We start from the raw sequence: 14,226 nt of genomic DNA on the forward strand, positions 1-14,226 counted from the left end.
GGAGCGTAGCAGATGGACAACAAGGTAAAGCCCCGTGGACTGGGCCGCGGTCTTTCGGCATTGATGGCGGATGTCTCGGCAGAGAGCCAGACCCCGGATCGCCATGTTGGCCCGGATATTCACGTTCCGATCGAAAAGCTCTTTGCCAACCCGAACCAGCCCCGCCGGAGGTTCGCGCAGGAAGAACTTGACGACCTCACCGCGTCGATCAAGGAAAAGGGCGTTCTTCAGCCGCTCATCGTGCGCCCGCGCGCGGGTGGCACCTATGAGATCGTGGCAGGTGAGCGTCGGTGGCGTGCCTCGCAAAAGGCGCAGTTGCATGAAATTCCGGTTCTGGTGCGCGACTTTGATGATGTCGAGGTGCTGGAAGTTGCGATCATCGAAAACATCCAGCGTGCCGACCTGAACGCGGTTGAAGAAGCCGCAGGTTACAAGCAGTTGATGGAGAGTTTTGGTCACACCCAGGAGCGGTTGGCCGAGGCGCTCGGCAAAAGCCGTAGCCACATTGCCAACCTGATGCGGTTGCTCACCTTGCCGACGGATGTGCAGGATATGCTGCAAGAGGGGGTACTGACCGCAGGTCACGCACGCGCGCTGATCACCTCGGAGGATCCGTCTTCTTTGGCGCGGGCCATCGTCAAGGGCGGACTTTCGGTGCGCGCGACCGAGGCACTGGTGAAGAAGCAAGCATCAGGCGATTTGCAGGCACGGAAAAAGAAGCAGGCCGCTCCGGTGGAAAAAGACGCGGACACCCGCGCGCTCGAAGCGGATCTGTCGGCCAATCTGGGAATGAAGGTCGCGATTACACACAAGCCGGGTCAGGATGCAGGCGAAATTACGATCAGGTATGGCAATCTGGACGATCTGGACACGCTTTGCCGTCTGTTGAGCGGCAGTTAACTGACCAGAAACTCGGAAATTATGACGTTCAGAACCATAAACCCCTGATCCTGAACGATAATGCGATCTCCAAGGTCCTGGATCAATCCAAGCTCAGAGAGCGAATTCCGGGCGGCGGCATCAAGCGGCCGTTTGGCAAGGTTTTCGTAGCGCACAACATCTATGCCCGACCGAATACGCAACCCCATCATGAGGTATTCTTCTGCCTGTTCCAGCCCTGTGAGGGGTTGCCGTTTGGTCTCGCCGTTGCCTTGAGCCACCAATCCAAGCCAGTCGGAGGGCATGATCGCGGACTCTGTCGCGTGGCGGATTCCGTTGATCGTCACACGCCCATGGGCACCGGGGCCGATGCCCACGTAATCACCGCCGGTCCAGTATATCATGTTATGCCGCGACTCCGATCCGGGCCGCGCGTGATTTGACACTTCGTACATGGGCAATCCATGTGCGGCGCAGGTCGCCTGGGTGATTTCATACATGTCGGCGGCGCGATCATCGTCGGGAAGCCCCCGAAGCGTTCCCCTGGCAAAACGATCGCCAAAGGCGGTGCCGCTCTCGATGGTGAGTTGATACAGCGACAGGTGATCGACCGCCATCGACAGCGCGGTGTTCAATTCGTCTTGCCATTGTTGCGGTGTCTGGTCCTGACGGGCGTAGATCAGATCAAAGCTCACCCGATCAAAGCAGGCGCGGGCAATGTCGAACGCGGCGCGTGCCTCGGCCACGGAATGGAGCCGTCCGAGCCGTTTCAGATCCGTGTCGTTCAAGGCTTGCACACCCATCGACACCCGGTTGACACCTGCATCCCGAAATCCGCTGAACCGGGCCGCTTCGACCGAGCCGGGATTGGCTTCGAGCGTGATTTCAATGTCGTTGGCCGGGGTCCAGTGACGGCATGCCGCCTCGACGATGCGGGCCACGGTGTCGGGGTTCATCAGGCTGGGTGTGCCGCCACCGAAAAATATGGAGTTCAGAACCCGGCCCGGCGTTTCGGAAGCGGTGCGCTCAAGCTCGGCAAGATACGCCTCACACCATGCGGACTGGTCGATCTGGCGCGACACGTGGCTGTTGAAATCGCAATAGGGGCATTTCGCCTGGCAAAAGGGCCAATGGACATAGAGCCCGAATCCGCCATGCCGCCAGTCTTCGTCAGTCAAAGCAACCCGCGACGAGCTGTTGCGTCGCCCTGGCGCGGTGGCTGATCCGGTTCTTTTCCCAACGATCCATCTGCCCAAAGGTCATGTCATAACCATCTGGCACAAAGATCGGATCATAGCCATGTCCCTGATCACCGCGCATGGGCCAGACCACCTGGCCCGGCATGACACCTTCGAACACCTCGTCATGGCCATCAGGCCAGGCGAGGACGAGCGTGCAACAGAACTGCGCCGTGCGCGGGTGGGGTGCGTTGATCGCCTCCAACTCGCGATGCGTGCGTTCCATTGCCATGACAAAGTCACGCCCATTCGGTGTCTCGGCCCAATCCGCCGTATGCACGCCGGGCGCGCCGCCCAATGCATCGATCCGGATACCGGAATCGTCGGAAAGCGCAGGCAGACCCGTCGCCTTGGCCGCTGCGTGCGCCTTGATGCGCGCATTGCCGACAAAGGTGGTTTCGGTCTCTTCCGGTTCGGGCAAATCCATCTCGGCGGCACCGACGACCGTGACGCCGTAAGGTTGCAGAAGATGCGCCATTTCTTCCAGCTTGCCGGCATTATGCGTGGCGACCAGCAACCGGTCGCCTGCGAATTTGCGGGTCATGTTGCGGCCTTTTGCGCGGCGACCAGTTCTTCGACACCTTTTTGCGCAAGATCCAGAAGCTGATTCATCTGGTCGCGGGAAAAGACCGATCCTTCGGCCGACATCTGCACCTCGATCAGCTTGCCGGAGCCTGTCATGATGAAATTGCCATCGACGCCGGCTTCGCTGTCTTCCGGATAGTCCAGGTCCAGAACAGGCTGCCCGGCATAGATGCCGCAGGACACGGCCGCGACCGGATCGACAAGCGGATCGCTGATCACGTCGCCGGCCTTCATGAGCTTGTTCACAGCCAGGCGAAGCGCGGTCCAGCCCCCGGTTATGGCCGCGCAGCGGGTGCCGCCATCGGCCTGAAGCACGTCGCAGTCGATGGTGATCTGGCGTTCGCCAAGGGCCACACGATCAACCCCGGCACGCAGGGCGCGACCGATCAGGCGCTGGATCTCCACGGTGCGGCCGCCTTGCTTGCCCGATGCCGCCTCGCGGCGCATGCGGGTGTTGGTGGCGCGGGGCAGCATGCCGTATTCCGCCGTGACCCAGCCCAGCCCTGACCCCTTGATAAACGGCGGCACGCGATCCTCGATCGTCGCCGTGCAGAGCACATGGGTATCGCCGACCTTGATCAGGCACGATCCTTCGGCGTGTTTGGTAAATCCCGTTTCTATGGAAACCGGACGCATTTCGCTTAGATCTCGACCAGAGGGGCGCATGATCTCTCCTTTATTTGTTGGCGTCGGAATACAGTCCGGCAAGACCGTTATGCAACCCCGATTGACCTTTGCAACCAGTGGACTTTAATGGCGAACCAGCCAAGGATGATCCCATGAGCGATGCTACGAAACTGTTGAACGAGTTGAATGACCGCTCGCGCGAAGTGTTTCGGCGGGTGGTTGAAGGCTATCTTGAAACCGGCGATCCGATCGGCAGCCGCACCCTGACCCGTACCCTTGACGAAAAGGTCAGCGCGGCGACAATTCGCAATGTGATGCAGGATCTCGAATATCTCGGCTTGCTCGACAGCCCGCATGTGAGTGCCGGGCGCATTCCCACCCAGGCGGGGTTGCGGATGTTTGTCGACGGGCTGCTCGAGGTAGGCGATCTGCACGACACCGACCGCAAGATGCTGGACGACACGGTCAAGAGCAATTCGAACGATGTTGGCAACATGCTCGACCGGCTGGGTGCCGCGCTTTCGGGTGTGACTCAGGGGGCGTCTCTGGTTTTGACGCCCAAGCATGAGGCCGCGATCCGGCATATCGAGTTTGTGTCGCTGGCCCATGACCGCGCGCTGGTGGTGATCGTTTTCGCCGATGGTCACGTCGAGAATCGCCTGTTCACGCCGCCGCCGGGCCAGACCCCCAGTTCGATGCGGGAAGCGGCGAATTTCCTGAACGCGTTGATCGAAGGCCGCACGCTGAGCGAAGTGCGCAAAAAGATCCAGTCCGAGATCAACGCCCGTCGTCAGGAAATCGACCGGCTGGCGCAGGAGATGGTCGAAAGTGGTCTCGCCGTCTGGGAGGGCGAAGGCAAGGAAGCCGCCCGGCTGATCGTGCGCGGACGGGCGAATCTGCTGGGCGGCGAGGATAATGGAGACGAACTGGAACGCATTCGCAGCCTGTTCAACGATCTTGAGCGCAAGCGCGATATCGAGGAATTCCTGCAACTGACCGAGGAAGGCGAGGGTGTACGCATTTTTATCGGGTCGGAGAACAAACTTTTCTCACTTTCGGGTTCCTCTTTGGTGGTGTCTCCCTATATGAACGCTGATCGAAAGATAATTGGCGCGGTGGGCGTGATTGGCCCAACGCGCCTCAATTACGGGCGGATCGTACCTATTGTGGACTATACGGCGCAGCTGGTAGGCCGGATGATTTCCGACCGCAGTTAGAGGTGAAAGATGGCAGAGCCAAAGAACGATGATTTTCTGGATGATCTCGCGGCGATGGAGGCCGAGGCAGACGCAGAAGAACTGGCAGAGCTTGACGAAGAGGCAATCGAACTGGATTCGCTGCGGGCGGAACGCGACGATTACAAGGACCGCTACATGCGGACACTGGCCGAGGCCGAGAATTCGCGTAAACGCTCCGAACGCGCCCGCGTCGAAGCCGAGCGTTACGGCGGCTCGCGTCTGGCACGCGATGTGCTGCCGGTCTATGACAACATGAAACGCGCGCTGGAGTCCGTGACCGAGGAGCAGCGCGCGGCCTCTGCCGCGATGATCGAAGGCATTGAACTGACGATGCGCGAATTGATCAACGTTTTCGGCAAGCACGGGATCGAGATCATTTCGCCCGAAGTCGGTGACCGGTTCGACCCCAAGCTGCACGAGGCGATGTTCGAAGCGCCGCTGCCGGGCACGCGGGCGGGAGACATCATTCAGGTCTCGGCGGAAGGTTTCATGCTGCATGATCGTCTGCTGCGCCCGGCGCAGGTCGGCGTTTCATCCGCGCCCGCGTCCTGATTTCGAACTCTGTCCAGTCTGAAAGAAGCGGTCAGGTGTTGGCCGCTTCTTTCAGTTTATAGACCAGGTCCAGCGCCGCCCTGGGTGTCAGTTCGTCCGGATGAACGCTTTCGAGCAAATCAAGGGCGGCGGATTTTACCGGCGCGGGTGGCGCAGGTGTTGGCGCAGCAGAGAACAGTGGCAAATCGTCGATCAGGGCCTTCTGGCTGCGCCCGCCTTCACGTTCGCCTTCTTCAAGTGCCTTGAGAACGACTCGCGCCCGGTCCAACACCGATTGCGGAAGCCCCGCCAGTTGTGCGACCTGCACCCCGTAGGAGCGGTCTGCCGCGCCCCGCCGCACCTCGTGCAGAAAGATGACGTCGCCCTGCCATTCCTTGACTGCGACGGTGGCGTTTTCCACACCCGAAAGTTTGCCGGCCAGCGCCGTCAACTCATGATAATGCGTTGCGAAGAGCGCCCGGCACTGGTTGCTGGCGTGCAGATGTTCCAACGTTGCCCATGCGATCGACAGCCCGTCATATGTCGCTGTTCCCCGCCCGATTTCATCGAGAATCACCAGCGCCCGATCGTCCGCCTGATTGAGGATGGCGGCGGTCTCCACCATCTCGACCATGAACGTCGATCGCCCGCGCGCCAGATCATCGGATGCACCCACGCGGCTGAACAGCTGGCTGACGATGCCGATATGGGCGGCGCTTGCCGGGACGTGGCTGCCCATTTGCGCCAACAGCGCGATCAGTGCGTTCTGACGCAGGAAGGTCGATTTACCCGCCATGTTGGGACCGGTCAGCAACCAGATCGCGGCCCCATTGGCGGCGCTCAGGTCGCAGTCATTGGCGATGAAGCTGTCGCCTCCCTGCTGGCGCAGCGCATGTTCGACGACCGGATGTCGCCCGCCGGTGATCGCAAAACTGCGGCTGGCATCGACCCGGGGGCGACACCAGTTTTCGGCGCGCGCCAGTTCGGCCAGCGCCGTCGCCAGATCAAGCTCTGCAAGCGCGCGTGACGCGGCATTCAAACGCGCCGCCTCGGCCAGAATAGAGTCTTTCAGCCTTTCATAGAGCCGCTTTTCGATCTCGAGCGCCCGATTGCCGGCGTTCAGTATCTTGGTCTCCATCTCGCTGAGTTCGACGGTCGTGAATCGCACCTGGTTCGCGGTGGTCTGGCGGTGGATATAGGTTTCGGACAGCGGAGCCGAGAGCATCTTTTGCGCGTGTGTCGCGGTTGTCTCGATGAAGTAGCCAAGAACATTGTTGTGCTTGATCTTGAGCGAGGTGATCCCGGTATGTTCGACATAGCGTTTCTGCAATCCCGCAATCACCGAGCGTCCTTCATCCCGCAGGGTGCGCGCCTCGTCCAAATCGGGGTCATAGCCTGACGCGACAAACCCCCCGTCCCGGGTCAGCAATGGCGGCTCGGCCACCAGCGCCGCGTCAAGCAGGGCGGTGAGATCGTCAAATCCCGTCAGGTCGGCGGCTGCGGCGGCAAGCAATGGCGGCAGGTCCTGTGTCTGGCATTGCCGGGCGATCACGTCGGCTTGTTCCAGCGTGTTGCGCACCGCGGCAAGGTCGCGCGGGCCGCCACGATCCAGCGAAAGGCGCGAGAGCGCGCGGTCGAGATCGGGAGCCTTGCGCAGGGCCCTGCGCAGATCGTTCGAGACCGCGTTCTGCTCAAGCGCAAAGTCCACCGCCGCCAATCGCGATTGCACTGTGTCGAGATCGCGCGACGGGCTCGACAGGCGCTGTTCGAGCAGCCGCGCGCCACCCGGTGTGACAGTGCGGTCTATCACAGCGAGAAGCGAGCCCGCGCGACTTCCCGACAGCGACCGCGTGAGTTCAAGGTTGCGGCGGGTTGCGGCATCGATCTGGACCACACGATCCTCGGACTCGCGGACCGGCGTCTGCAGGAGCGGCAACCGGCCCTTTTGCGTGATGTCCAGGTAATCGATGAGAGCGCCCATCGCCGAAATTTCAGCGCGTCCGAAGTTGCCAAAAGCATCGAGTGTTCCGACCGAAAAAAGCGCGCACAGGCGCTTGTCGGCGGCGGAGCTGTCAAAGCTGGAGCGTCCCAGCGGGGTGAGGGCGATGCCCAGATCTCCGGCGACCTCGTGCAAACCGTCGGCAGCGGCGTCGCTGACAATCAACTCGGAGGGGGCCAGCCGGGCAAGTTCCGGACCAAGCCGCGCCCGGTTCAGCGGCATCACGTGAAATGCGCCGGTTGAAATATCCGCCCAGGCCAGGGCAGATTGATCGCGCACCTCGGCAAAGGTGGCGAGAAAGTTGTGCCGCCTGGCTTCAAGCAGCGCATCTTCGGTCAAGGTGCCAGGTGTGACCAGCCGCACGACATCGCGTTTCACGACGGATTTCGACCCGCGCTTCTTGGCCTCTGCCGGGCTTTCCATCTGTTCGCAAACCGCGACACGAAACCCCTTGCGGATCAGCGTCAGAAAATACCCCTCGGCCGCATGTACCGGTACACCGCACATCGGAATATCGGCGCCGTCATGCTTGCCACGCTTGGTCAGTGCGATGTCCAGCGCCTCGGCCGCGGCCACGGCATCGTCAAAGAACATCTCGTAGAAATCGCCCATGCGGTAGAACAGCAGAGAGTCCTTATGCTCGGCCTTGATTTCAAGATACTGCGCCATCATTGGCGTGACATTGGCCACAGATTGTCCCCCGGCTCATCGAAACGTGTGCGACCTTACAAACGCCCAACACGCGACGAAAGGCGAAAACGCATTCCTGTTGAGGCTTGGTCATGCGCGCGCTATGACGCCTGAACCGCAACGAGGAGACAGCCGGTCATGGCCAAGCTGAAATACACCCGCGACGAAGCCCTGACGTTTCATCTGGAGCCGACGCCGGGCAAGTTCGAGATTCAGGCAACTGTTCCGATGAACACGCAGCGCGATCTGTCGCTGGCCTATTCTCCGGGCGTGGCCATCCCTTGCGAGGAAATCGCCGCAAACCCCGAAACCGCGTATGATTACACTAACAAGGGCAACCTCGTCGCGGTGATCTCGAACGGGACGGCGGTGCTGGGGCTGGGCAATCTCGGGGCGCTGGGCTCCAAGCCGGTGATGGAAGGGAAATCTGTCCTGTTCAAGCGGTTCGCCGACGTCAACAGCATCGATATCGAGCTTGATACCGAGGACGTCGCCGATTTCTGCAAGGCGGTCAAACTGATGTCGCCGACTTTCGGGGGCATCAATCTCGAGGATATCAAGGCACCCGATTGCTTCATCATCGAACAGCAGCTCAAGGAAGAGCTGGACATACCGGTATTTCACGATGACCAGCACGGCACCGCAGTGATCTGTGCGGCCGGCCTTATCAATGCGCTGCATCTGTCGAACAAGAAGATCGAGGACGTCAAGATCGTTCTGAACGGCGCAGGTGCCGCCGGCATCGCCTGTCTCGAACTGCTCAAGGCCATGGGTGCACGGCATGAAAACTGCATCATGTGCGATACCAAGGGTGTCATCTGGCAGGGTCGCACCGAGGGCATGAACCAGTGGAAATCGGGCCACGCGGTCAAGACCGAGGCGCGCACGCTTGAAGACGCGATGAAGGGGGCCGATGTGTTCCTTGGGGTTAGCGTCAAGGGTGCCGTGACCCAGGACATGGTGGCATCGATGGCCGACAATCCGGTGATTTTTGCCATGGCGAATCCCGATCCCGAAATCACACCGGAAGAGGCGCATGAAGTCCGGGTCGATGCCATCGTCGCAACCGGGCGCAGCGATTATCCCAACCAGGTGAACAATGTGCTGGGCTTCCCCTACCTGTTCCGGGGGGCTCTGGATATTCATGCGCGAGCGATCAACGACGAAATGAAAATCGCCTGTGCCCATGCGCTGGCCCAGCTTGCCCGCGAAGACGTGCCCGACGAGGTGGCGCTGGCCTATGGTGAAAACCTGTCCTTCGGTCGCGACTATATCATCCCGACTCCGTTTGACCCGCGTCTGATCCATCGCATTCCGCCGGCCGTGGCCAGGGCAGGGATGGACACCGGTGCGGCGCGGCGGCCGATCATCGACATGGAGAGCTATGAGCTCACCCTGAAGTCCCGGATGGATCCGACGGCCAGCATCCTGCGTGGCCTGAACGCGCGGGCGCGCGCGGCCAAGGCGCGCATGATCTTTGCCGAGGGTGACGATCCGCGCGTGTTGCGGGCGGCGGTCACGTACCAGCGATCCGGTCTGGGCAAGGCGCTGGTGGTTGGACGTCCCGATGATGTCAAGACCAAGCTGGAGGCGGCGGGCCTGGGTGACGCGGCGCGCGAACTTGAAGTGGTGAATGCGGCAAACACCCAGTACCTGGAAAGCTACAAGGATTTTCTTTACGAGCGGTTGCAGCGAAAAGGTTTTGATCGCCAGGACATTCATCGTCTTGCCGCGCGCGACCGGCACGTGTTCTCGGCGCTGATGCTGGCGCATGGTCATGGGGACGGGCTGGTTACCGGGGCCACGCGCAAATCGGCGCATATCCTGGATCGCATCAATCACGTATTTGACGCCAATCCGGAAAACGGTGTCGCGGGCGTCACCGCGCTGTTGCACAAGGGTCGGATCGTGCTGATCGCGGACACCCTGGTGCAGGAATGGCCAGATGCCGAAGATCTCGCAACGATTGCCGAGCGTGCCGCCGAAGTTGCGCGGCACATGGGGCTTGAACCGCGTGTCGCTTTCGTGAGCTTTTCGACCTTCGGTTACCCTGTCTCGGAACGCGCGGAAAAGATGCATCAGGCGCCCGGAGTGTTGCAGGCGCGCGGGGTGAATTTCGAATTCGAAGGTGAAATGACAGTGGATGTGGCGCTGAATGCGCAATCACAGGCTGCTTATCCGTTCTCGCGCCTGACCGGACCGGCCAACATCCTTGTGGTTCCGGCGCGCCACTCGGCCAGCATTTCGGTCAAGCTGATGCAGGAAATGGGCGGCGCGACCGTGATCGGTCCGATCCTGTCGGGCCTGGACAAGCCGATACAGATCTGTTCGTCGGTGTCGACGGCGAACGACATTCTGAACATGGCGGTGCTGGCGTCCTGCAAGATCGGCTGACGCCAATTCCTGTCGTCGCCCTGCATCGGGACGACGACAGGTGAGGGCAATCAGAGAATGCCCGGCAGGTTCAGGCCGTTTTCACGGGCGCAATCCAGCGCGATGTCATACCCCGCGTCCGCGTGGCGCATGACCCCGGTTGCGGGGTCGTTCCACAGGACACGCTCGATCCGCCGGTCCGCATCTTCGGAGCCATCGCAACAGATTACCATGCCGGAATGCTGGGAAAATCCCATTCCGACCCCGCCGCCGTGATGCAGGCTGACCCAGGTCGCGCCTGACGCGGTGTTCAGCAGCGCGTTGAGCAGTGGCCAGTCCGATACGGCATCCGATCCGTCCTTCATGGCTTCGGTTTCGCGGTTGGGCGAAGCGACCGAGCCGGAGTCGAGGTGATCCCGGCCGATCACCACGGGTGCCGACAGCTCGCCGTTACGCACCATTTCGTTGAACGCGAGGCCCAGCCGATGGCGCACGCCCAGCCCGACCCAGCAGATGCGGGCGGGCAGGCCCTGGAATGCGATCCGGTCCCGCGCCATGTCGAGCCAGTTGTGCAGGTGACTGTCCGAGGCGAGTATTTCTTTGACCTTGGCGTCGGTCTTGTAGATGTCTTCGGGATCGCCGGACAGCGCGGCCCAGCGAAACGGACCGATGCCACGGCAAAACAGCGGACGGATATAGGCCGGGACGAAGCCGGGGAAATCAAAGGCGTTTTCCAGACCCTCTTCCAGCGCCATCTGCCTGATATTGTTGCCGTAGTCGACGGTCGGAATGCCGGCGGCATGGAAGTCGACCATCGCCTTGACCTGCACTTTCATCGAGGCCCGCGCGGCCTTTTCCACGGCCTTGGGGTCGCTTTCGCGTTTCTGCCGCCACTCGCCCAGGCTCCAGCCCTGCGGCAGGTAGCCATTGACCGGATCGTGGGCCGAGGTCTGGTCGGTCACGATATCCGGGCGGATACTCCGTTTCACGAGTTCCGGATATACGTCGGCGGCATTGCCCAGCAATGCAACGGATTTTGCCTGTCCCTCTGACGTCCAGCGCCGGATCATCTCGAGCGCGTCTTCAAGACTGTCCGTCTTTTCATCGACATAACGGGTGCGCAGACGGAAATCGATGGAGTCCGGGTTGCATTCGACCGCAAGGCAACAGGCGCCCGCCATCACCGCCGCCAGCGGCTGCGCGCCTCCCATGCCACCCAGCCCGCCGGTCAGGATCCACTTGCCTGACAGGTCGCCGCCATAATGCTGGCGGCCCGCCTCGACAAAGGTTTCATAGGTGCCCTGCACGATCCCCTGGGACCCGATGTAGATCCATGAGCCGGCCGTCATCTGGCCGTACATCGCGAGGCCCTTCTTGTCCAACTCGTTGAAATGATCCCAGTTGGCCCAGTGCGGCACGAGGTTCGAATTTGCGATCAGAACGCGCGGTGCGTACTTGTGGGTTCTGAACACGCCGACCGGCTTGCCCGATTGCACGAGCAGGGTTTCGTCGTCCTCAAGCTCGCGAAGGCTGGCGACGATCCTGTCGAAATCCTGCCATGTCCGCGCAGCGCGACCAATCCCGCCATAAACGACCAGTTCGTGCGGGTTTTCGGCCACGTCCGGGTGCAGGTTGTTCATCAGCATCCGCATCGGCGCTTCGGTCAACCAGCTTTTGGCGCTGATCTCGGGACCTGTGGCGGGATAGATATCGCGGGTGTTCTTGCGGGGATCGCTCATGATGCGCCTTTCAACTCGGGGGCCATCTTGGCCAGTGTGGTCAGGATTGTCCGCAGGTGAGACCGCAACCGCCCGGCCTTGGCCTCGTCATAGGTCCAGGGGGCGGTTTCCTGCGTCAGATAGGTGGATTGCGCCAGTTCCATCTGGATGGCATGAAGCCCGTCTTCGGGGTGGCCGTAATGCCGGGTGGTCCATCCGCCCTTGAACCGTCCGTTTACCGTACTGGAATAGCCCGCGGCAGAGGAACAGATGTCGCGTGTCGCGGCTTCGATGCGCGGATCGCAGGTTGTTCCCATGTTCGTGCCGATATTGAAATCCGGGAGGATGCCATCAAAGAGGAACGGAATTTCACTGCGGATCGAATGGCAGTCATAGAGGATGGCGATGCCATGCCGTTCGCGTACCCGGGCCAGTTCGGCCTGTAGCGCCGCGTGATAGGGCGCATGAAACCGTTGCCGCCGGTCTTCGATCTCTTCGCTGTCCGGAGGAGTTTCCCATATGTCATGCCCGTCGAAATCGGTGAGCGGCACAAGGCCGGTGGTATTCTGGCCGGGATAAAGGTTTGCACCGCTGGGGTCGCGATTGGCGTCTATGACATAGCGATGGAACGTGGCACGTACCGTCGTGGCATCTGGCAACAGCCCGTCATAGAGCCGATGAATATGCCAGTCCGTATCATCCAGCCCGCGTCCGCGCGCGTTCAGACGGACCATGACATCGTCGGGCAATCCGGTGCCGGTGTGGGGCAGGCCGAGCACGATGGGGCCGTCGCCCCGGATGATTTCAACTGGGGTCATGTCGACAACTCCGGAAGGTTGATTGCGGTGCTGGCGGTTACGTCACCATTCCGGATCAGCGAGGCGGCGGCCTCAAGGTCGGGCGCGAGATAGCGGTCCTCGGTCAAGGTGTCGACCGACTGGCGCAGGGTGTCCATCACCCGGGCGAGCGGTGCGCTGGTGCGCAGCGGCGCACGGAATTCGATACCCTGTGCCGCGCAGAGCAATTCGACACCCAGTATGCGTTCGAGATTGGCAACCATGCGACCCAGCCGCACGGCCCCGTGCGCCGCCATACTGACATGGTCCTCCTGGTTGGCGCTGGTGGGTGTGCTGTCGGTCACACAGGGGTTGGCGAGATGCTTGTTCTCGCTCATCAACGCGGCGGTGGTCACCTCGGCGATCATGTAGCCCGAATTCAGCCCGGGATTCGGTGTGAGGAATGGCGGCAAGTCGTGGCTGAGAACCGGATCGACAATCAGCGCGACGCGGCGCTGGGCGATGGCGCCGATCTCGGCGAGGGCCAGCGCGATCATGTCGGCGGCAAAGCCGACGGGTTCGGCATGGAAGTTGCCGCCGGAGACGATCATATCTGCACCGACCAGCACCAGCGGATTGTCGGTCGCGGCATTTGCCTCGATTTCGAGCGTGCGCGCGGCCATGCGCAGCATATCCATCGCCGCCCCGGTGACCTGCGGCTGGCAGCGGATGCAATAGGGGTCCTGTACCCGTGTGTCGCCTTCGCGATGGCTTTCGCGGATCACGGATCCGGCCAGCAAATTGCGCATGCAATCGGCCGCTTCGATCTGCCCGGCATGGCCACGCAGCGCGTGGATCTCGGGTTGCAACGGCGCGGTGGATCCCATGATGGCATCGGTGGACATCGCCGACGTGACCAGCGCGCTGGTCATCGCGCGCCATGCGCCGAACAGCCCCGCAAGCGCAAAGGCCGTGCTGAATTGCGTACCGTTGATCAGCGCCAGCCCCTCTTTGGGGCCGAGCGCAACAGGCTTGAGACCGGCGCGTTGTAGGGCGGTGGCTCCGGGCAGGGTTTCGCCGCGATACTCGGCTTCGCCATGACCCATCATGACCGCTGCGAGATGCGCCAGCGGTGCAAGATCTCCTGACGCGCCCACGGAACCCTGAACCGGGATCACCGGGGTGATCTCTTTGGCCAGCATCGCTTCGATCAGGGCAATCAGCTCCATCCGCACGCCCGAGGCCCCGCGCCCGAGACTGAGCAGCTTCAGGGCCATCATCAGGCGCGCATGGCTTTGCGGGATCGGTTCACCGACGCCGCAGCAATGCGACAGGATCAGGTTGCGCTGCAAGGTTGCCGTGTCCCTGGCCTCGATCTTGACGCTTGCCAGTTTGCCGAACCCGGTATTGACGCCGTAGACCGCCGCGTTGCCGTTGGCTGCTGCCGCTATTCTGGTCTGTGCCTCGATCACGGCGGGATGGCAGGCCGGGTCGAGCCGCACCGCCGCGCCCGTGCGAAATACGGTTTCCAGATCGGCCAGCGTGACGGAACCGGGGGTCAATGTGAGAATT

The 14,226-nt window shown here is 61.7% G+C and carries 11 protein-coding genes; 4 read left to right on the forward strand and 7 right to left on the reverse strand.

Translation table 11 applies throughout. The features are described from left to right. The first annotated feature begins 12 nt into the window (after positions 1–12). Positions 13–900, forward strand: a complete 888-nt coding sequence (locus tag AB9K34_RS08000; protein WP_369953901.1) for a ParB/RepB/Spo0J family partition protein — start codon at positions 13–15, stop codon at positions 898–900. On the opposite strand, the gene hemW is transcribed toward AB9K34_RS08000, so the two are convergent. From hemW to rph, 3 genes are read right to left on the reverse strand one after another with little or no spacing between them, the layout of a single operon-like run. After that, positions 897–2,057 carry a radical SAM family heme chaperone HemW gene (hemW, locus tag AB9K34_RS08005; protein ID WP_369953903.1) on the reverse strand — a complete coding sequence of 387 codons (1,161 nt, stop codon included), beginning with the start codon at positions 2,055–2,057 and terminating at the stop codon, positions 897–899. The genes AB9K34_RS08000 and hemW overlap by 4 nt on opposite strands. Next, entirely contained in the window at positions 2,050–2,661 is a 612-nt protein-coding gene (gene rdgB, locus AB9K34_RS08010; RefSeq protein WP_369953904.1) for an RdgB/HAM1 family non-canonical purine NTP pyrophosphatase, read from the reverse strand. The genes hemW and rdgB overlap by 8 nt, the downstream gene beginning before the upstream one ends. Beyond that, the gene (gene rph, locus AB9K34_RS08015; protein WP_369953905.1) at positions 2,658–3,368 is read right to left on the reverse strand and encodes a ribonuclease PH; all 711 of its coding nucleotides are present in this window, start codon (positions 3,366–3,368) and stop codon (positions 2,658–2,660) included. Before rph ends, rdgB begins: the two co-directional genes overlap by 4 nt. A gap of 113 nt (positions 3,369–3,481) precedes the next feature. On the opposite strand from rph, the gene hrcA reads away from it, so the two are divergent. Further along, positions 3,482–4,546 carry a heat-inducible transcriptional repressor HrcA gene (hrcA, locus tag AB9K34_RS08020; RefSeq protein WP_369953906.1) on the forward strand — a complete coding sequence of 355 codons (1,065 nt, stop codon included), beginning with the start codon at positions 3,482–3,484 and terminating at the stop codon, positions 4,544–4,546. A 9-nt stretch (positions 4,547–4,555) separates the two neighbouring features. Beyond that, a complete protein-coding gene (locus tag AB9K34_RS08025) occupies positions 4,556–5,119 on the forward strand; it encodes a nucleotide exchange factor GrpE (RefSeq protein ID WP_369953907.1) in 564 nt (187 codons plus the stop codon). A gap of 31 nt (positions 5,120–5,150) precedes the next feature. Here AB9K34_RS08025 and mutS read toward each other — a convergent pair whose 3' ends face one another. Further along, complete coding sequence (mutS, locus tag AB9K34_RS08030; protein ID WP_369953973.1) at positions 5,151–7,769, reverse strand: DNA mismatch repair protein MutS; 2,619 nt, start codon at positions 7,767–7,769, stop codon at positions 5,151–5,153. 156 nt (positions 7,770–7,925) lie between these two features. Between mutS and AB9K34_RS08035 the strand changes: the two genes are divergently transcribed. Further along, positions 7,926–10,181: an NADP-dependent malic enzyme gene (locus AB9K34_RS08035; RefSeq protein WP_369953908.1), complete on the forward strand. Its 2,256-nt coding sequence runs from the start codon at positions 7,926–7,928 to the stop codon at positions 10,179–10,181. A 50-nt stretch (positions 10,182–10,231) separates the two neighbouring features. Here AB9K34_RS08035 and hutU read toward each other — a convergent pair whose 3' ends face one another. From hutU to hutH, 3 genes are read right to left on the reverse strand one after another with little or no spacing between them, the layout of a single operon-like run. Next, the gene (gene hutU / locus AB9K34_RS08040; protein WP_369953909.1) at positions 10,232–11,899 is read right to left on the reverse strand and encodes a urocanate hydratase; all 1,668 of its coding nucleotides are present in this window, start codon (positions 11,897–11,899) and stop codon (positions 10,232–10,234) included. Next, positions 11,896–12,696 (reverse strand): N-formylglutamate deformylase, encoded by an 801-nt coding sequence (hutG, locus tag AB9K34_RS08045; RefSeq protein WP_369953910.1) that lies wholly within the window; start codon positions 12,694–12,696, stop codon positions 11,896–11,898. The genes hutU and hutG overlap by 4 nt, the downstream gene beginning before the upstream one ends. Beyond that, complete coding sequence (hutH, locus tag AB9K34_RS08050; protein WP_369953974.1) at positions 12,693–14,225, reverse strand: histidine ammonia-lyase; 1,533 nt, start codon at positions 14,223–14,225, stop codon at positions 12,693–12,695. Before hutH ends, hutG begins: the two co-directional genes overlap by 4 nt. Position 14,226: the final 1 nt, after the last annotated feature.

The sequence above is a fragment of the Sedimentitalea sp. XS_ASV28 genome (genome assembly GCF_041224545.1).
In the GTDB taxonomy this organism is placed as follows: Bacteria; Pseudomonadota; Alphaproteobacteria; order Rhodobacterales; family Rhodobacteraceae; genus Sedimentitalea.

What these genes read in the sequence shown, in the direction of transcription:
- hutU (WP_369953909.1), bottom strand. Translation starts at nt 11,899, where the DNA reads ATGAGCGATCCCCGCAAGAACACCCGCGATATCTATCCCGCCACAGGT.
- hutG (WP_369953910.1), bottom strand. Translation starts at nt 12,696, where the DNA reads ATGACCCCAGTTGAAATCATCCGGGGCGACGGCCCCATCGTGCTCGGC.
- rdgB (WP_369953904.1), bottom strand. Translation starts at nt 2,661, where the DNA reads ATGACCCGCAAATTCGCAGGCGACCGGTTGCTGGTCGCCACGCATAAT.
- rph (WP_369953905.1), bottom strand. Translation starts at nt 3,368, where the DNA reads ATGCGCCCCTCTGGTCGAGATCTAAGCGAAATGCGTCCGGTTTCCATA.
- AB9K34_RS08025 (WP_369953907.1), top strand. Translation starts at nt 4,556, where the DNA reads ATGGCAGAGCCAAAGAACGATGATTTTCTGGATGATCTCGCGGCGATG.
- hrcA (WP_369953906.1), top strand. Translation starts at nt 3,482, where the DNA reads ATGAGCGATGCTACGAAACTGTTGAACGAGTTGAATGACCGCTCGCGC.
- AB9K34_RS08000 (WP_369953901.1), top strand. Translation starts at nt 13, where the DNA reads ATGGACAACAAGGTAAAGCCCCGTGGACTGGGCCGCGGTCTTTCGGCA.
- mutS (WP_369953973.1), bottom strand. Translation starts at nt 7,769, where the DNA reads ATGATGGCGCAGTATCTTGAAATCAAGGCCGAGCATAAGGACTCTCTG.
- AB9K34_RS08035 (WP_369953908.1), top strand. Translation starts at nt 7,926, where the DNA reads ATGGCCAAGCTGAAATACACCCGCGACGAAGCCCTGACGTTTCATCTG.